Source organism: Sporosarcina sp. FSL W7-1349 (assembly GCF_038003045.1).
Lineage (GTDB): Bacteria > Bacillota > Bacilli > Bacillales_A > Planococcaceae > Sporosarcina.
Window position 1 is genome coordinate 732,392 of record NZ_JBBOOK010000002.1, and the last position, 19,358, is coordinate 751,749.

The 19,358-nt window shown below is 46.7% G+C and carries 15 protein-coding genes; 1 reads left to right on the top strand and 14 read right to left on the bottom strand.

The window, feature by feature from the left end; translation table 11 throughout:
- Positions 1 to 18 precede the first annotated feature (18 nt).
- The 11 genes from ltrA to MKY41_RS17615 form a co-directional block, all read right to left on the bottom strand.
- Entirely contained in the window at positions 19 to 1,305 is a 1,287-nt protein-coding gene (ltrA, locus tag MKY41_RS17565; RefSeq protein ID WP_340745601.1) for a group II intron reverse transcriptase/maturase, read from the bottom strand.
- Between the two features lie 568 nt (positions 1,306 to 1,873).
- Complete coding sequence (locus MKY41_RS17570) at positions 1,874 to 3,049, bottom strand: acetyl-CoA C-acetyltransferase (protein WP_340746298.1); 1,176 nt, start codon at positions 3,047 to 3,049, stop codon at positions 1,874 to 1,876.
- A 129-nt stretch (positions 3,050 to 3,178) separates the two neighbouring features.
- Positions 3,179 to 4,882, bottom strand: coding sequence for an acyl-CoA dehydrogenase family protein (locus MKY41_RS17575; RefSeq protein ID WP_340746299.1), 1,704 nt, complete (start codon positions 4,880 to 4,882; stop codon positions 3,179 to 3,181).
- Positions 4,879 to 5,304, bottom strand: a complete 426-nt coding sequence (locus tag MKY41_RS17580; protein ID WP_340746300.1) for an acyl-CoA thioesterase — start codon at positions 5,302 to 5,304, stop codon at positions 4,879 to 4,881. Before MKY41_RS17580 ends, MKY41_RS17575 begins: the two co-directional genes overlap by 4 nt.
- Positions 5,305 to 5,318: 14 nt before the next feature.
- Entirely contained in the window at positions 5,319 to 6,875 is a 1,557-nt protein-coding gene (locus tag MKY41_RS17585; RefSeq protein ID WP_340746301.1) for a class I adenylate-forming enzyme family protein, read from the bottom strand.
- A 97-nt stretch (positions 6,876 to 6,972) separates the two neighbouring features.
- On the bottom strand, positions 6,973 to 7,752 hold the full coding sequence (locus MKY41_RS17590; RefSeq protein ID WP_340746302.1) for an enoyl-CoA hydratase-related protein: 780 nt from the start codon (positions 7,750 to 7,752) through the stop codon (positions 6,973 to 6,975).
- A gap of 17 nt (positions 7,753 to 7,769) precedes the next feature.
- The gene (locus MKY41_RS17595; protein ID WP_340746303.1) at positions 7,770 to 8,624 is read right to left on the bottom strand and encodes a 3-hydroxyacyl-CoA dehydrogenase family protein; all 855 of its coding nucleotides are present in this window, start codon (positions 8,622 to 8,624) and stop codon (positions 7,770 to 7,772) included.
- A gap of 163 nt (positions 8,625 to 8,787) precedes the next feature.
- Entirely contained in the window at positions 8,788 to 10,974 is a 2,187-nt protein-coding gene (locus MKY41_RS17600; protein WP_340746304.1) for a helix-turn-helix domain-containing protein, read from the bottom strand.
- A 208-nt stretch (positions 10,975 to 11,182) separates the two neighbouring features.
- Positions 11,183 to 12,394, bottom strand: coding sequence for an FAD-dependent monooxygenase (locus MKY41_RS17605; RefSeq protein WP_041072207.1), 1,212 nt, complete (start codon positions 12,392 to 12,394; stop codon positions 11,183 to 11,185).
- Positions 12,395 to 12,492: 98 nt separating this feature from the next.
- Positions 12,493 to 13,617 (bottom strand): cupin domain-containing protein, encoded by a 1,125-nt coding sequence (locus MKY41_RS17610; protein ID WP_340746305.1) that lies wholly within the window; start codon positions 13,615 to 13,617, stop codon positions 12,493 to 12,495.
- A gap of 484 nt (positions 13,618 to 14,101) precedes the next feature.
- Positions 14,102 to 15,046 carry a fumarylacetoacetate hydrolase family protein gene (locus MKY41_RS17615; protein WP_340746306.1) on the bottom strand — a complete coding sequence of 315 codons (945 nt, stop codon included), beginning with the start codon at positions 15,044 to 15,046 and terminating at the stop codon, positions 14,102 to 14,104.
- Between the two features lie 361 nt (positions 15,047 to 15,407).
- Between MKY41_RS17615 and MKY41_RS17620 the strand changes: the two genes are divergently transcribed.
- The gene (locus tag MKY41_RS17620; RefSeq protein ID WP_041072213.1) at positions 15,408 to 16,157 is read left to right on the top strand and encodes an IclR family transcriptional regulator; all 750 of its coding nucleotides are present in this window, start codon (positions 15,408 to 15,410) and stop codon (positions 16,155 to 16,157) included.
- 76 nt (positions 16,158 to 16,233) lie between these two features.
- Here MKY41_RS17620 and MKY41_RS17625 read toward each other — a convergent pair whose 3' ends face one another.
- From MKY41_RS17625 to MKY41_RS17635, 3 genes are read right to left on the bottom strand one after another with little or no spacing between them, the layout of a single operon-like run.
- The gene (locus tag MKY41_RS17625; protein ID WP_041072215.1) at positions 16,234 to 17,508 is read right to left on the bottom strand and encodes a TRAP transporter large permease; all 1,275 of its coding nucleotides are present in this window, start codon (positions 17,506 to 17,508) and stop codon (positions 16,234 to 16,236) included.
- Positions 17,505 to 18,002, bottom strand: coding sequence for a TRAP transporter small permease (locus MKY41_RS17630; protein WP_041072216.1), 498 nt, complete (start codon positions 18,000 to 18,002; stop codon positions 17,505 to 17,507). Before MKY41_RS17630 ends, MKY41_RS17625 begins: the two co-directional genes overlap by 4 nt.
- Positions 18,003 to 18,018: 16 nt before the next feature.
- Positions 18,019 to 19,065 (bottom strand): TRAP transporter substrate-binding protein, encoded by a 1,047-nt coding sequence (locus MKY41_RS17635; protein WP_340746307.1) that lies wholly within the window; start codon positions 19,063 to 19,065, stop codon positions 18,019 to 18,021.
- Positions 19,066 to 19,358: the final 293 nt, after the last annotated feature.

The following is a 19,358-nucleotide window of genomic DNA, read 5'->3' on the forward strand; positions in this document are numbered from 1 at the left end:
GGTTCCGTATACGGCGGTTCAATAACTTAAGTATCGACGCTCATACAAGTGATTCAGGTCTTTCAGACCCCACTTGGTGAGCGTTTCTGCTTTGATTGCTTTATGTAGAGTTTCGCTTTTGGAGACTCTCCAATATCCCTTTCGGGAATTTGATACTTTCCAAGCTTCTTCATGTAAAATTCCCAGCCTTCGTAACTGACGGTATTTTGTCCATATCTTCTTCCAACGTTTCCATATCAGTTGACGTAACCGATGGTTCAGCCATTGTGCCATGGATTTGATAAAACTTTTCATAAAGCCAATTCCATAGTAGTTTATCCAACCTATTGTCACTTGGTTGATTTCTTTGGCAATCTCGTCAAAGCGGCCCGGGCGATTCCGTTTGGTGATTTTCTTTAATTTTGATTTGAATCGACTTTTTGCGGAGTGATGTGGTCTACAACCCACACCTTTAGATGTGGAATGGAGGCAGAAACCGAGGAACTTGAGTTTGACCGGAGAACCCACCTTGCTCTTTTCTTGGTTCACTGTCAGCTTCAAATCATGTTCAAGGAACTTTGTAATGCTTTCCAAAACACGTTCCCCTGCTCGCCTGCTTTTCACGTATATGCAGAAATCATCCGCAAATCGTACGAATTTATGCCCCCGTCTTTCAAGTTCCCTATCTAATTGATTCAAATAGACATTGCTAAGAATCGGGGAGAGTACGCCACCTTGCGGAGCACCTTCTTCTGTTGGACTGATAAGTCCATCTTCAAGGATGCCACTCTTTAGAAACTTCCATATCAACTTTAGGACAATCTTGTCGTTTATGAACTCTTTTAGATATTCCATCAGCTTCTGATGATTAATGGTGTCGAAGTAGCTTTTTAAATCACAATCGACTACCACTCTATAACCTTGTTCATAATATGTGATGGATTGCTTAATGGCTTGATGCTGATTCCGTTTTGGACGAAAACCATAGCTCCTCTCCGAAAAATGAGGGTCAATGATTTTACCAATCACCTGATAGATGGCTTGTTGAACCATTCGATCCCGTACACACGGTATGCCGAGTTTTCGCATTGACCCATCTAACTTTGGAATTTCAACACGTTTTACTGGCAGTGGTTCGTACGAACCGTCTTTCAGCTTTCTAATAAGTTGGGTTCGGTATTTGGCTACATGACCTAAAAGTTCATCTACTGTCATTTCATCGACACCCGGCGCCCCTTTATTTGCCTTCACTTTCTTACAAGCGTTAAAGAGGTTGTTGATGTCGACTACTTTATCAATCAAATCGATACCATCCTGTCGCTCCATTTCTGTAAAGACAGGACTGCACGCTCCCGCATATTCTTCGGTTTCCAACCTATCCCTTTGCGGCCAGCCATCTGCCGATGTTTTCTGTGGTCTTTGCACTGTCTTTACCTCCATTTCATTTCAGGATTATTATTGTTCAGCCCTTCGTCCTTATGGACTACTATGGCTTCTGCTGACTTCTTACAGTTCAACCTGCCATCACTGACCGGTTTGTTCCTGTGGGATATTCCATCCCTCTTGTCGGGAACCCCTGTAAGACCTCCCCGGGTAAGAGCTATAACCTTCCTCCCATGTAACCGCTGCATTTACTGTATGGAACTCGGGCAGTATTGGACTTTGTTTTGTACGGCAAACTCGTCCGTTCCAATTCAGCCTCATATGCAGTTTCTGTCCGTCGGTTCGGGATTTTGCCGCCGGCTTCCTTCAGATTCCACCTCACGGTGGACACCCTTGCCTTAAGCTAACAGTTCCTACTGCCAAGCCTGTAGTGGACTTTCACCACCAAGTTATAGCCCATGCCGGGCACACCGCAAAAACCGTACCCCAGCCCAGGATACGGTTCAATCACTCACAATGCTTCGAAAATGGCGGCGATGCCTTGTCCGCCACCGATGCAGACTGCGGCAGCACCATACTTTTTATTTCCGCGACGCAATTCATTGATCAAAGTTAAGGAGATCCGTGTTCCGCTTGCGGCGAGCGGGTGGCCGATGGCGACAGCGCCGCCGTTGACATTGCCGATGTCCAAGTCAAAGCCCAATTCCTTCTGGCAAGCCAAGTATTGAGCAGAGAAGGCTTCATTGATTTCAATCAAATCCATGTCCTCGATTGTCAGATCCGCTTTTTTCAGCGCGCCTTGGATGGCCGGGACCGGGCCGATGCCCATGTACTTCGGCTCCACACCGACGACATCCCACGAAACGAGGCGGGCGATTGGCTTTAACCCGTGCGCGTCCGCATATTCCCTCGATGCGATGACGAGCGCTGCCGCTCCATCCACCATTCCGCTGGCATTTCCCGGGGTGACGACACCGTCTTCGACGAACCGGGCAGGCAGTTTGGCTAGTTGCTCCATGCTCGTTTCACGGATATGATCATCTTCCGTCACGTCTACCATGCCTTTTCGCGTCTTCACCGCAACTGGCACAATCTCCTCTGCCAAATACCCTTTTTCCCGCGCGGCATAGGCACGTTGTTGGCTGGACAGCGCATGCCGATCTACTTCTTCTCGCGGGATTTTATACTTGGCTGCCAAATTTTCAGCCGTTTCCGCCATCGTGCAATCTGCGTACGTGTCGTACAATCCATCCCACAGCCAGTCTTCCATTTGAGCGCCGCCGAGCGAATGGCCTGAACGCGCACCTTTCAGCACATGCGGAGTGTTCGTCATGCTTTCCGCCCCGCCGACCAATACGACTTCCGCTTCGCCGGTCAAAATATAGCGGGCGCCTGTGAGAATCGCCTCGACTCCCGTCCCGCAAATGCGGTTTACGGTCAGTGCCGGGGTTTCCTGCTTCGCTCCCGCTTTCAATCCGACATGGCGGGCGAAATAGTGCGCGTCTTTAGAAGATTGCTGCGCATTTCCGAACACGACTTGGTCGATGTCCTCCACAGAGATACCCGACTTTTCAATAGCCCCTTTTGCCGCGATGGCGCCAAGGTCGGTCGCTGAAATATCCTTAAATGCTCCGATGAATTTTACAAATGGTGTCCTCGCTCCTTGCAGGACAACTATTTCTCTCATGTTTCCACCCCTATTCTATCAGTTACGCCTCGGCGTAATGGCGGCCAGATTAAATGATCAAGCTTCCCCTTCATTGAGATCCGCCGAAGACATAACTTGAATCTACAAATCGTATTTAGCTGATTCAAGTTACACTACATACTTTTCCACCGAGATGACCCGATCTGCCACGCGCCGTTTCGTTTCCACGATATGGATCGGGCTGCTCGTGATGAGACGGGAGACGATATTGGAGAAAACCTCCCCATCTTTGAAGAAATTCATTATGTTCAATGTAGCGGTTCCGATTTCCTGCGCCTTTTCGTGAATGAAAACTCTTGCGCAATCTAGTTTTTGTCCGCTTTTCAATTCACCTTGTGCATGAATCGCTTTTTCCGTACGCAAGATGATGCTTTCCGCTACATAAATGGCAATCGCTAGATCTGCGAGAAATGCAGCAATTTCCTGTTCTTCATTTAACTGTTCCAATCCGGCGGCTTTTACGGCTTTCCCCATTTCATGGAAGAGCTTCCGGAACAGTTTCAGCTTTTGTCTTTCAGCAGCCAGGATGCCGTCTGACCCGAATTCCGTTTCCTCTGTATTCTCGTATTCATTGAATAAAGTGGAAGCAATCAGAATCCGATTGATTTCATTGGTTCCTTCGAAGATTCGATTGATGCGGGAATCCCGATAAAGGGTTTCCACTTCGTACTCGGCCATATAGCCGTAGCCGCCGTGGATTTGGACCGCTTCGTCCACTACAAAGTCGAGCACTTCCGTAGAAAACACTTTGTTGATGGAACAGAGGACAGCGAACGGTGCAATCGTTTTGGCGTAGGAGCCGTCCGATTCTTTGCGCTGCTCGAACGCTTGATTCATAGCGCCCGCGGTACGGTATAGCTGGCTTTCGTTCGCATAGGAGAGAATGGCCATGTCGGCGATTTTGTTTTTCAATAAATTGAACTGGGTTAACGGACGGTTGAATTGCTTCCGTTCGTTTCCGTACGTCACGGCCAATTCCAGAGCTCGCTTCGCCGTTCCGAGCGACGTCAAGGCGATCTTGTGGCGGCCTAGGTTCAAAACATTGAACGCGATAATATGGCCCCGGCCGATTTCGCCGATGACGTTTTCGACTGGGACTTCGACATCCTCCAAAATTAGCGAGCGCGTGGAAGAGCCTTTTAAGCCCATCTTATCCTCTTCCGCGCCGGTGGATACACCTTCGTAATCCGATTCAACGATAAAGGCCGTAATCTTCTCAGCATCCACTTTGGCGTAAACGATAAAAATGGAAGCGAACGCCGAATTAGTAATCCATTGCTTTTCTCCGTTCAAAATATAATGCGTTCCGTCTTCGGATAATTTGGCGGTAGTCCGCAAGCTCATCGCGTCCGTTCCGGAAGAAGGTTCGGTCAGCGCATAGGCCGCGATCTTCTCGCCCGAAAGCAAGCATGGCAAGTATTTCTCCTTCTGTTCTTCACAGCCGAAATAGGCGATCGGCAATGCCCCGATGCCGGTCTGGCCGCCGAATGTGATAGAGAACGAGCGTCCAAGAGCAATGTCTTCATTGATAATGGCCGCTGTGATTTTCCCGAGGCCCAGGCCTCCGTCTTCTTCCTCGATATCCGCCATGAGCAAGCCAACATCCCCTGCTTTCTTCACCGCTTTCTTCGTCTCTTCAAACTGCTGTCGTTCGATTTGAGGAAGAACAGGGAGCAGGTCGTTTTCCAAGTATTTTTTCAGTGCATCCCTCATCATAAGATGCTCATCCGTAAAGTCTTCCGGCGTGAAAACGATATCGACGTTTTCATCCGTTTTCATGAAATCATTAATATGCTTCAGGACAGTGGTCATTTGGACTCCACCCCTTCCAGATGGGCCGCCAGTTTCTCGCGGACGTCATCGGGAATCGGGACGGCCTTCGGGGTCTCCCCTTCGAAAGATGTCCAGGCGCGCAGCGTATAGCCTTCCGCGATGAACGTCTCTCCTCTGTAGAATCGGTGCGACAGCTTGAAAATCCGTTTTTGCAATTCTGCCACTTCCGTCTTCACCACGACATCGTCATTGAAACGGAGCGGTGTATTGAATTTGCATTTCGATTCAAGCAATGGGATGGCCACTTGTTCGGTTTCCATTAATTCCAACGTCGGATAACCGATCTCTTCGAAAAATTCATGGGAGGCTTCGTCCATCCAACGATAGAAATTAGGAAAGAATACAATCGTCGCGGGATCGGTGTCGCCCCATCTCACTTTAAATCTATAATCAATCGCCATTTTCGTTCCTCCTCTTATACGCGAACGCTTCCTTCATTTACAATCTGTTCTTTCACTCGCATCTTCTGGATTTTCCCACTTGGCGTCAGTGGAAACTCGTCTGTAAACCGGACATGGTTCGGCAACTTATAGGTTGCAATCTTACTTTTCAAATGGTCCAGGATCTCCTGCTCGGTACAGCTTTCATTCGGCAATAACTTAATGACCGCGCATACCACTTCCCCGAGCACTTTATCCGGTAATCCGATTACGATGGCGGTACCGACTGCGGGATGCTGCATGATGAGGTTTTCAATTTCCTGCGGATAAATATTGAACCCGCCGCGGATGATCAATTCTTTTTGGCGTCCCACGAAAGTGAGATACCCTTCCTCATCCACCTTACCTAAGTCGCCCGAATAGTACCAGCCTTCGTGGTCCACCGCCTTAGCCGTCTGTTCCGGCATATTGTAATATCCTTTCATATTCGTCACGCCGCGGATTGCAATTTCGCCGACTTCGCCCGCCGGGATTTCTACACGGTTGGCATCAACAATTTTAATTTCTACACCTTTAATCGGACGGCCTAGAGTATTGAGGATCTTTTCTTCCGGATCATCCAAGGCGCCCACTGTCGTTGTAGCCGTTTCCGACGTTCCAAATGCTTGGATCAGATTAATATTGAACTTTTTCCGGATCTCTTTCACTTTATCCGGTGAAATCGGGGAAGCCGCCACAACGCCAGCCCGTAGCGAAGATAGATCATATTTATCAAAATCCTCGTATTCCAACTCCTTCAAATACATCGTCGGCACCGCTTGCTTGATGGTTCCTTTTTCTTTCTCCGTCACTTCGAAGATCAATTTCGGATTATACTTTTCGATCAGCACCATCCGGGCCCCCGCTGCCGTAGCGGTGAATAAATTCATCGCAATGCCGAAGATATGGAATAAGGGGGCAGAAATGATAAAGACATCTTTCTCCGTGCATTGCAGTCCATCCGCCCCGACATTCCCTGACATGACGCACGAACGATGCGTCAACATAACCCCTTTCGGATCTCCCGTCGTCCCAGACGTATAAAGGATCAGATAGACATCCTCTGCCGGGTCGATCGGCACTTCCGGAACAGCCAGCACTTCTTCATGAAGCCAATCCTCCAGACAATCAATGCGTTCGTCCGAGAATTTCACCCCCACTATGGTGGGAACTATCTGATACGCCTCCTCATACGACATATTGTCCGCAAACTTATCCGTAATAAAAAGAATCTTCGGGGTGGCGTTTCTTAAAATATATGTAATTTCATATGAGCGGTAACCTGGGTTGAAAGGGACCGTAATGGCACCGACCTTTCCGGCAGCGAACAGCAAGACGGCTGTTTCGTACCAATTCGGCAAAGATACCGCAATGCGATCTCCTTTTTCAATCCCTTGCGCAGTCAATAAATCCGCATACCGATCGACATCTTGCTTCAGTTCTTTATACGTCTTGCGGGGAGTGATAAAATCATAGATCGCTTCGACATCAGGCATTTCGTTGCTTACATATTCGAGTAACCCATAAACACTCACATCATCTCGTTTTTTCAACGGTTCCAGCCCCTTTCTTCAGATCTATTATCCAAGATAGGCGCGGCAGGCGACTGAATCCTGAGACAGTCACCCGCCGGCAAAGTATGGTGTGAAATTATCGACCTGCGTAGACCGGCTCGCGCTTTTCAACGAATGCGGTCAAGCCTTCCTTCCGATCCTCGGTCGAAAAAGCGTTTCCGAAGCAAGCCGCTTCCACGATCAACCCCGAGTCAATATCCGTGTTACTGCCCGTGTTCACTGCCAACTTCGCCATTTGCAGCGCAATCGGCGGTTTCGAGGCGAGTTTGGCAGCCCATGCTTGCGCCGTTGGCAGAAGTTCCTCTTGCGGAACGATTTTATTGACAAGATTCAATTGGTAGGCCCGTTCTGCGCTGATCATTTCGCCAAAGAACAACATTTCCTTGGCGACGCCCATGCCGGTGATTTTTTGAAGGCGTTGCGTACCGCCGCCGCCCGGGATGATGCCGAGACCCACTTCCGGAAATGCAAATTTTGCCCGCTCCGTCGATATCCGGAGATCGCAGGTGAGCGCCAACTCAAGACCGCCACCTAGCGCCAATCCATTGATGGCCGCGATAATCGGTTTGGTCGATTGCTCTATCTTATTGAAGACGCTCCGGGAAACTTTGTTCATTTGATTGATCCCCGCCAGGTCCAAGGATGCCATTTCCATAATATCGGCGCCCGCGACGAACGCTTTTTCCCCGCTGCCCGTCAAGACGATGGCCCGTACTTCGTCGTTCTGATCCAATTGGTCAATTAAATTCCCAAGCTCTTTGAAAACCGCACTGTTTAGCGGATTGACCGGCGGCCGGTTTATCGTGACCGTTGCTACGTAATCTTTGATATCTACCAATAAGTGTTCAAATGTCATCTTTCTGCACTCCTTTATCATTCGTAGTCGTAGAATCCGGCACCCGCTTTTTTACCAACGCGGCCGGCCCGCATCATTTGTTTCATTAACAACGGTGGAGCGAAACGGGTATCGTCAAATTCCTTCTGGAAATATTCCATGACGAAATAACCGATATCCACCCCCGCATAATCTTGAAGTTCGAAAGGCCCCATCGGATAGTTCAAACCAAATTTTACGGCTTTGTCGATGTCTTCAGCAGAGGCCACTCCTTCTTCCAACAGACGGATAGCTTCGATGAAGTGCGGAATCATGACCCGATTGACGATGAACCCAGGTGTGTCTTTGTTGACGACAACATGTTCTTTTTTCAATTGTTCTGCAACCGCTTTCAATTGCTCGACCGTTTCATCACTTGTGTTGTAGCCTCGCACAATCTCAACTAATTTCATCAATTGTGCCGGATTGAAGAAATGAAGACCGGCCACACGGTCAGGTCGCTTCGTCACCGCAGCAATCTCCGTGATGGACATGGAGGAGGTATTCGTTGCCAAAATGACCTCATCCCGCGTAATTTCATCGAGTTGCTGGAAGACTTCTTTTTTCAAGTCCATATTTTCAATGACGGCTTCGATGACGAGGTCGGCATCCTTAAAATCTTCCATATTTGTAGTAGTCCGAATTCTACCAAGCGTCGCTTCTTTTTCGTCTTCCGTCATTTTGCCGCGCTCCACACTCTTCTGCATGAAACCGGCAATCCGTTTCATGCCGTTATCCAGAAAGCGGTCCTCGATATCCCGCAAAATCACGTTAAATCCATTTAGCGCTGCCAAGTTGGCAATGCCGCTTCCCATGGAACCCGCTCCCACTACTCCAATTGTTTGAATCGTCATGATATACACCTCAATTTTCTAATTTGTATATTCATTATAAAATTCAATCAATTCGAATAGTACCTACAAAGTGTAGGAATAGAATCTGGCTTTCCCGTCATTTTCAATGAAAAAGACAGGCACTCCGCTATGGCATCATATTGTGGAGGCCTGTCTACTATTCCTAAAGCGCCTGTCGCTTCATATCATATAATTTATACGCCATCATCAAATTAAAGCGAACTTCGGAGTCGTTCAAGTCAACACCGAGGAGTTCCTCCACCTTTTCCAGACGATAAATAAGCGAACTGCGGTGGATAAATAGTTCCTCGGAGGTGCTTTTGGCGTTCCCATTGTTTTGCAAATACACGCGCAGTGTATTCAACAGATCGATGTTCTTGCTTTCTGAATAGTCGAGGAGAATGCCAAGCTGGCTGTCCATGAAGATATCGACAACCGGATGATCAAGGTGGTAAAGGATTGTGTAGGATCCCAACTCCTCGAACAATGAATAGCCGATGGACAAGAAGCGGTTTTGGACGACATTCAACACTTGGAGAGACTGTTCGTAGCTGATGTAGTATTGGTCGAGTTCAGCTACTTTGCTTCCGACGCCAAGATGAACTCTGCAGTTGGTCGGACTCTTGGCAGCCGCTTCTTCCACATGATTATAGAAGGTTCTCCAAGAACGTTTCCGATTGTCCTCTTCTGCCACCGGGACGATGAATAGATAATTCTCATGGTATGTGGCGGTCAGGATGCCCCGGTATCTAGCCGTGATCCGATCCATGATATATTCCCACGCCAACGTCTTTTTCGCTTTTTGTTCCAGCAAGTTCGAGCCTTCCAATTCATCCTCGTCCAATGTAATTGATAAGGTCGCTACACGATGTGGCTGATACATATCCCATTGGAACAGATTCGCGTATTGCAGGATGCTCTTTTCATCTTCGATCGTTTCCACTAATAATTTTCCCATGAACGTATCCTTCGCCTGTTCATTCGCATCCAATACAAGTTTTTGTTTAATGAATTGGATGGAGCAAATATTCCGGGCCAATTCAATGGTCAATTGGTCGAATTCATCCAGCTCCTGCGCTTTCATTTGAATCGCTAAATATCCCAACAGCGAATTGACGCCATTGATCGGCCAAATGGAGAAATGCTCGCCGCCTGGCAGAGTCACATGGAATCCTTCCACAGTGCTACGCCTGCTTTCCGCTGCATTTATAAATTGTTCCAAAACTTCTTCAGCGGACCCTTCCATTCTATAGAACAAGGGTCGGAAAAACCGGTCTAATAGAATGACAGAGTCCTCGTACAACTGGACCAGCATATCCGCCACACCTTGGAATCCATCATTGACAACGGTTTCCTTAACGAGCGCCTGTTGGTAATCCAGAAGGACCTGTAATCGCTCCCGGTGATTTTTTTCCGTTTGATACAATTGTGCGTTTTTCAGCAAGATGGCGATATGATCGCTTAAGAGCTTCAACGATTGCACATCATCGTCCGCAAACAGCAAATCCCCTTTTTTACGCTCGACGTGCAACACCCCAATTGTTTTCAAATCGACTACGATTGGAATGGTCAGCTGCGTTCCGCCGACTTGCTCCAGAAACGGGAAATATTCATTCAAAAAGTTTTTATCTCGGATGGAGATTCTTTCGGTATGGGCAAAACAGCCAAACACCGGATACTGTAGCTCGAAACACCCTTCGCTGTCATTGTATAAATAAATGCAAGCCGAGGCGGCATCTGTACCCTTTGCTGCACGAAGCGTGAATTCTCGGATATTGTCTTCCAGAGATTTATTGATGGACAAATTTTTACTGATCCATTCGATTCCTTCCACTTTCTTCAACTGGTGGTCCTTGGCCCTGGCCACCCCGATTGCGACGGCCACATCCTTCCCAAATTCATCGAAGATCGTGTCCATTTCGAGCAATGGGATGTATGTAAAAAACCCGATGATACAAAACCCGTATTTATTCGAGCCATCGATCAAGGGAACTGTGAACCATGTTTTCACATCCGAGCCATTCAGCACTTTCGTCAAAGCACAAGTTTCCGGCCCTTCCGTTTCCTTATCCTTCGTACTATAGGAAAGCAGCCGGGACGAACAAGCCTCGATCGGAAGCGGAAATGCCGTGCGGATGTTTCCCACTTCTCCTGCCCACGCCTTCGGAATGAATTCATCCGACTCGGCCAGGATGACTCCGACAAAATCGCAATAAAGCTCCGTTTTGAATGAATCGAGCAAGAACTGGATCGCTTCCTCTTCCGTATCGATCTTGATCAGTTGCCGTGAAGTGGTCCGTAAATGATGTTCCAGTCGCTGTATGACCTTATTCCTGACAATTCCAGACATGAAATAGTCACCACTCTCCGTTTATTCTCACTATTCAGTGTACCATGTATTGGATATGCGACGGAGCTTTCTCTGTATTCAGAGGCGTTTATCTTAAGCCGAATCCGTCCCCATATACAAAAGCGAGATACTACTGCTTAAAGATAAAAAAACTATTCCCGATTATTTGCGTCGGGAATAGTACTCAGTAGTCAAGATAGGAAATCGATTATCCTTTGTTATTCACTTTGGTCTTATAGTTTTTGTAGCCATGGAACTGATCGATAAATGTAAAGTCTTGGGATGTGCGATTTTCTAAAATGGTATTGCGAAGCAAAATCGTTTCCGGTCTTTCTGCATGGATGATTTCTCCCCACATCCGTGCATTATTTTGAACGAACGCAGTTCTCGGAATACGCTCTTCTTGGTATTTCTTGAATGCTTCTTCCACAGTGCTGTTTTCTTCAATCATATCAGCGAGGTACGCGGCATCTTCCAATGCTTGACAACCGCCTTGTGCCAAATATTGAAGCATGGAGTGTGCTGCATCGCCCAATAATGTCACGCGGCCTTCTGTCCAGTTGGAAATTGGAACCCGATCATACATCGGCCATCTTTTTTGACGTTGAATGAAGGAAATAGCGGTTTGCACTAGATCGCAAGTTCCAGCAAACACTTCGTCCATTTCTTCCGGCGTGCCCCAGTCGTCCGTTTTCTCAATCTCTTTGCGGTATTGGTTACTTTTGAACACGACCACTTGGTTGTACAGCTCGCCGCGACGAACTGGATATTGAACAAGATGAAGATTCGGCCCGATCCACATATACACATCATCCAGATTGCCGATATTCGTCACTTCTTCCATCGGGATTGCTCCACGGTATGCGACATATTCCGAGCAGACCGGCTCGTCATCACTGAAAAGTGGGCGCACTTTGGACCAGATGCCGTCTGCACCGACGACTGCCATTCCAGTATGGACATTTCCGTTTGCCGCCGTGACCGTCACTTGGTCACCGTCCTGTTCCGTTTTGACGATCGAGTGGTCTGTATGCAATTCAATGTACGAGTTTTCCAAGCAAGCTTCATAGAGTGCTTTGTGTAGATCCGAACGGTGCAAGACAATATACGGAGCCCCGTAGCGCTCTTTGTACACATCGCCTAAATCCAATGCAGATAGCTCTTCTCCTGTGAAAGCGTCCATCAGAACAAGCCTTTTCGGGAATACTGCGATATCGTTGATCCGGTCCATTACACCAAGGCGTTGGAGTACATTTGTGGCGTTCGCCGCGAGTTGGATTCCCGCCCCGATTTCCAAAAACTCAGGGGCTTGCTCCAATACTTTTACGTATTGATTCGTTTGCGCGAGACCTAAGGCAGTGGCAAGACCGCCGATTCCTCCGCCGATTACGATGAACGGATTGTTTTTACTGTTTCCCATAGGATGACCTCCAAATTTAAAAATAAATTAATTTGATGAAAAGGGGAGACCCCTCGTGGCGGACCAGAGGGGGACCTCCCAAAATATACACGAGCGGCTTATCTGAATGCTGCTTTAAATTCGCCTGTGACTTCTTGGAATCCATTATTCGCTTCCATTTTCTCTTCTTGTTCTAGCTCAAAACGATCCATGATCGGCAAGTCGTTGACAGAGAAGAGATAGGAATCTTCAGAGGCAACATGCTCATACCAAGCCCAGTTCGGAACAACGAAATAGTCGCCTTTTTTCCAATCGAAGCGCACGCCGTTGATGACGGTGTAACCGGAACCTTTATGTGCATGATAGATTGTCGAATGAGTATGACGAAGCGCTTTTGTATGGAAATCTTTCGGCAGGAACTGCATACGGGAGCCCATTGTCGGGTTCGCCGATTTTCCTGTCGATGGGTTGATGTATTCAATTGCAAAGCCGTGATTCGGATCCGGGTCAAAATTCATCAAGCCCTTGATCGCGTCGACCGTGCGGCTCCATTTATAGTTCGCAAGCGGAGCAACGGTATATTTGTCGTCTCCGACCGGACGCATCATGCCGCCAGCATAGCGAAGCTCGGAGAAATTATCCGGAACATTCGGCTGTTGCAGGCCATCCGCGTAGGGCTCAAAGAATGTACCGCCTATAGAGTAGATTGTCGGGATATCCAACGCATCCATCCAGATCATCGGTTTGTCGCCGACATGACCGTGGCCATGCCACAAGGTTTTCGGTGTGATGAGGAAGTCTCCTTCCTGCATATATACCCGCTCTCCTTGAACGATCGTATAAGCCCCTTCCCCTTCGGAAATGAAACGAAGGGCGCTTTGCGAGTGACGATGGGATGGTGCTTCCTCACCAGGAAGAAGCAACTGGACGGCCGCGTAAAGCGTTTGTGTAGTTGACGCCCAACCCCAAGGCTGGCGATACGTCAAACCCGGGTTTTGGAAATAGATCGCACGGCGTTCTCCCCCGCGTTCCGGTGTGAAAATCTCGGAAGCTTCCATTAACTTTTTATGCAGAAGCTCTGCGCTCCAAAGGTATGCTTCCGCATGTGGTTTCGGTGATTTATTCATGATTTCCGGAATCGCTTCCCAAAGCGGACCAAGATTGTATTGCTGGATATCTTTTGTGAAGTCTTTAACCGTATCACTCTTCATGAACTCTTTAACATCAACATTTTGTTCTGCCATCTTCCCCACATCCTTCTTCCCTATTTTTAACTATATAAAATAAACTAAAGAAACAAGAACAACCGACCGTTGCTTTCCGTTCCAAATTTCTTTTGCGACGAAAGCGCAGCGACAGGAGCAGGCGGACGCTTTCCGCGGGGCGCGGGTGAGCCAATCGAACAGCGAAGGGTTCGATTTGCCGTATTCCTGCGCACTTTGCAGAGATTAAGGCATCCAGCATTGCCAACGCTACATTCTTCCGAAGTAAAAAGCTGCTGCCAAACGCTTCGCTTTTTGGCGCAAAAGCCGTTCTTCGTAACGGCTTTTCCTGCGGGGTCTCACCATTCGCGCTTCACCCCGCAGGAGTCGCCGCCTTCCACTTCAAGCAACTAGAGTTACCGAGTCCAAGTCTTTTGTGCATTCCATATGTTCACTACCCTACGAATTCAGGCGAATGCCCGGCACTCAATAGAAAGTGGAGGGCATATTGGCAACGGTTGACAACTTAGTTTTCTTCTTGCAAAGCTACCCGGTTTTCAAGCACTCCGACTTTGTCAATTTCAATTCTCACCACGTCGCCATCTTTCAAGAAGGTTGGTGGATCCATTGCCACGCCTACTCCACCTGGTGTACCGGACAAAATAACATCTCCCGGCTCAAGAGTCATCAGGTTGGATAGGAAGGCAACAAGTTTCTGAACAGAGAACACGAGGTTCGCCGTATTCGTTTTTTGTCGGACTTCTCCGTTCACCGTCAATACAACGTCCAAACCGGATGGATCTGTCAGTTCGTCAGTTGTCACAAGCCAAGGTCCCATCGGTGCGCTGCCGTCAACCGATTTCCCTTGCAGCCATTCGAGTGTGCGGCGTTGAATATCACGGTATGTGACATCGTTTGCGATTGTGTAACCCGCCACGTAATCAAGTGCATCTTCTTCGGATACGTTACGCGCTTGTTTCCCGATTACGAACGTGAACTCCGCTTCATAATCCAATTGTTCAGAAATTGGATGGAACGGGATATCGTCTTCTGGCCCGATTACTGTATTGGCAAATTTCGCGAATACAACCGGGAATTCAGGAATTTCACGGCCCATCTCCAAGATATGTTCCCGATAGTTGTGACCTACGCAGATCATTTTGCTAGGAGCCGTCACAGGCGCTTCCACTTTGACCGCCGATTTTTCATAAATGAGTTGATGCTCAAAGCTGTCCGGATTCTCAAGAGCGTAACCAATCGCTTCTTGTGCCAAGCCCATGCTTTCTTTGCCGCCTTGTAAAAACGCTTCCATTTTTGCTGGAACGAAAGCTTCAGCAATTTCTTTATAACGGTATTTCTCTTGGCTTTTCAGTAAAGCTTGGTACGCATAATTCAAGTCCACCACTTTGTTTTCTTCCACAACTGCTCCGATACGTGAATGACCTGCTGTCGTAAATGTAATAAGTTTCATTGGAATCTCCTTTGCCTTGTCAGTAGTTTAGGGCCGTTTGCACCTAACTGTAAGTTGTCTCTCAAGTAAACGCATTCATTTTTCTCTTAAAACTTCTTTACAGCTGAGCCATTTTTTCGGCGCGCTGCATGATCAGTTCTCAAGATGGGGAATTCTCTAACAAAACAACCCCTTTCACTTTTTATATCTATTTGATAAGATGTTCACTATATATATAATATTATAATGTAAAGGGGAATGTCAATATTCTATCTTATTTAAATTTCCGTAAATTCTAAGGAGTGGTTTAAATTAAACTTTGTATTGCCCCATAGGATTACCTATACTTAGCAGTAGAAAAGAAAATATTTGGAGGAACGATATGGTAGAAATTATTAAAAACGGCTCCATGATTCAATCCCTGCAGATCGGGATTAAAATAGTGGACGTTATTAAAGAAAATGAATTGCCGATGAGCTTTTCAGATATACAGGAAAAAACGGAAATCACGAAAAGTAACTTATATAAATATATGAACACGCTCGTCCATCTTGAGCTTTTATTTCGCGATAAATCCACAGGTCTTTACCATCTTGGCAATAAACTGATTCAATACGGCACGGCCGCCATCCGGAATGAAGATACGATTGCGCTCATCACGCCTTATTTACAAACCATCAGCCAGCATTCCAAATGCTCGACCCTGTTTGCCGTCTGGAGCATCGATGGACCGATCGTGGCAAAAATCTGGAACTCCGATCAAGTGCTGAACATTGGTGCTCAAATCGGGACGCTTCTGCCGCAGCAATCATCATCCGGTAAAATCTTTAATACGTTTTTGGAAAGCCAAAAACAATTCAGACAGCAAGAAGGACAAGTGACGTCCACTCCCCTGAGCGAAGAAGAGAGACGTCAAATCCTTGCAGAGAAAATAGCGTTTGCTAGGGAACCCCTGATTACATCCGTTTCCTCTGTCTCGATCCCCATCCTCACTTTTAATGAGAAGCTCGTCGGTTCCATCACAGTCGTCGGTTTTTCCGATAACATCCCGGTCTCCTTCAACGAGCCACTGAGCCAATATTTAGTGGAACGGCAAAAAGAGATCTCCGGAATTTTCGGATACAAAGGGTAAGCGTTCCCAACACTATTTATATGGATGAAAAAAGCAGTATCAGGCAACTTCACGCCGATACTGCTTTTTCTTTTGTTTATTTTAAAACGGATGGCAGCCAGAGTACGAGATCCGGCCAATACGTAATGACTAGCAATGCGATAAAAGACGCAATGAGAAACGGCCAAATCGATTTGATGAGCGTTTCCAGTTTGACATCTCCAAGCGCAGAGGCAATGTAAAGCCCAGCGCCTACTGGCGGCGTCAACAAGCCGACTGTCAGGTTAATACAAATAATAACCCCGAAATGGATCGGATCAATTCCATAATTCGCGATAAGCGGTGTAAAAATTGGAACGAGAATGATCAATGCCGCCATGCCGTCCATGAACATACCGACAATGAGTAGGAATATATTGACGATCAACAAGAAAACGAGAGGGTTATCTGTTAAAGAAACCATCCATTCTGCAATTTGTTGTGGAATTCTTTCAAAAGACAGCATCCATCCAAACAAATTCGCCATGGCAATGAGCATTGTAATCGTCGCAGTCGTTACCGCCGTGTTAATAAAGATCGTTGGAATTTGCGAGATTTTCAATTCGCGGTAAAAGAAGAAACCGACCAATAACGCAACGATACAGGCAAATGCTGCGGATTCTGTCGGAGTGAATACTCCACTTAAAATACCCGCAATAATAATAACCGGAACGGCCAATGCCGGAATGACATTAAGAAAGGCTTTGACCACTTCGGCAAATTTCGCTCTTTCTTGCGTCGGCCATTTTTCCTTTGTACCAACATAGCCGATTAATACAATAAACGAAACGGCAAGCACTACGCCCGGAAGAATCCCGGCGATGAACATATCGCCAATGGAAGCACCTGACGCCACCCCATAGATGATAAACATCATACTAGGCGGGATAATCGGTCCAAGAAGACCTGCCGCGGCAGTTGTCGCCGAGCTAAATTCCCGCGTATACCCATTCTTCTCCATAGAAGGAACCATCGTCCGGCTCATCATGGCAATTTGAGCGGTTGCCGAACCGATAATAGACGCGAGCAACATATTGGAAATAACATTGACATATGCAAGACCGCCTCGAAAATGCCCGACAAGCGTTTTCGAAAACTCGATCAAGCGTTTTGTAATGCCCCCCGAGTTCATCAATTCCCCAGCGAGCATGAACAGCGGGATGGCGAGCAAACCAAAGTTCTCTAAACCTGAATACAGTCGTTGGGGAGCAGTTGCCATTAACCCCATATTATTAGATGCGATAATGTAAACAATGGTCGTCAAACCTAATACAAAAGCAATCGGCACTTGCAGAAGGAGCAGGACAATAAAAGCCAACAGTGCAAATGTCATGACGCGGAACCTCCTTGCTTGCCGAAAAAGTTATCCAGAACGAGTTCCAGTGTATGAATCACCATGAACAAGAAACATACCGGTATACTCAAATAAGCGTAAATCATTGGCAAGCCAATTGAACTGGACTTTTGCACCCGAATGTTTGGCGAGGATAACCAACCGATAGACAAATAGAAGATATATGCGACAAACGCCAACAGTGCAAGCATGCCGATCCCTAAAAGGACAGTGCGAAGCTTCCCTTTCATTTTATCCATTAAAATTGAAACTGCTGCGGACTCTTTACGCTTAATACTCATACTGCCGCCGATAAAAGAAAGCCAGACTAGTGAAAAAATGGCGATCTCATCTGACCAAGTCAGCGGCGAGCTCAGGACATAGCGATAAAGGACACCAGCTGCTAATGAAAACAGCATGGTGCCACATAGGATGATCGCAGCAAATTTTTCAATGGAATACACCCAATTGCTCAGGCGGTGTAAAGCTTTCATAGAAATTCCCCCGATTTTATTTTGCCGCGGCCTCCAGGAATGATTTAATCACATCGGATTTCGCAGAGTATTCGTCGCGAACTTCCTGTGAAATAGCATCAAATGCAGAGGAGTCAGTCAATTCAACAACGTTGACGCCGCTGTCTTTCAATGTTTGCAAGTTGCTCTCTTCACGCGCGATCGACTCTTGAATTCCCCAGTCTACTGCTTTTTGCATTGCTTCTTTTACAATCTCTTGATCTTCGGAAGAGAGTTTATCGTAAGAAGGTTGTCCCATAACGATAACCGCCGGGAATGTCATATGGTTTGTAAGTGTCAGGTTTTCAGCGTTTTCATAGTACTTTTCAGTAACCAGTGCGTCCAAGTCAATGTCGATTCCATCGATTACGCCAGTCTGAAGGGATGTATACACTTCAGGAAGTGGCATCGCAGTAGGACCGGCACCTGTTTTTTCCCAGAAAGACTGCATGGACGGGCTGCCGATAATACGAATTTTCTTACCTGCCAAATCAGCCGGAGATTCTACAGTACCGCTTTTTAAAAGTACGTGACGGTTACCAGCAAAGATGAAGTCCATTCCGACTAGGCTTTGTGAACTTAATTCTTCCAACATTTGTTTTGCAGCATCCGAGCTGCGAAGTTCATTTGCTTCTTCCAAGTTATTGAAAACAAATGGCATGAACCAAGCATTCAGGGAATCTTGACGGGTACTCATGTACGCATTTGTCAAGAAGCCGAAATCCAATGAACCCGTTTCAAGTTGTTGTACCATGTCTTTCTCTTGGCCTAGTTGGGAAGCAGGATAAATTTCGACATCCATCCGACCGTCTGAAAGTGCTTTCAGTTCTTCACCAAATTTTTCAGCAGTTTTATGCCAAATATGAGACTCTTGAGTAACGTGAGAAATTTTAAAAGTATACTTTTCACCCGCCGCAGCTCCTTCTGTGTCGCCGCCTTTATCTGATGAAGCAGTATCACCGCCATTGCCGCATGCCGCTAACATGGCTGCCAACGCCAAAACCGAAACGAATGCAACCGATTTCATTTTTTTGAAGAATGACATTGTTCTTCCCCCTCTTTTTTTAATAAAATGTCTTGTGATTTTTGATAATATTTATAAATCCTATCATAGACCACAAAGCAAGCCCGTATTTTTGTACAAATAGTGGACTTGCTTCACTTATAATATAATTCATTCAATTGCGAAGTCAACCTATTTTTTAATTTTTACAATGCTTACTAGATGAAAAACAAAACAACCGTTAAGCAAATGTAGTAGTTGCACAAGCCGGAAGTTTATAATTTGCTATGCAATCAAAAAAGACGCCATTTAGAAATTTCCTAATGACGCCCCTC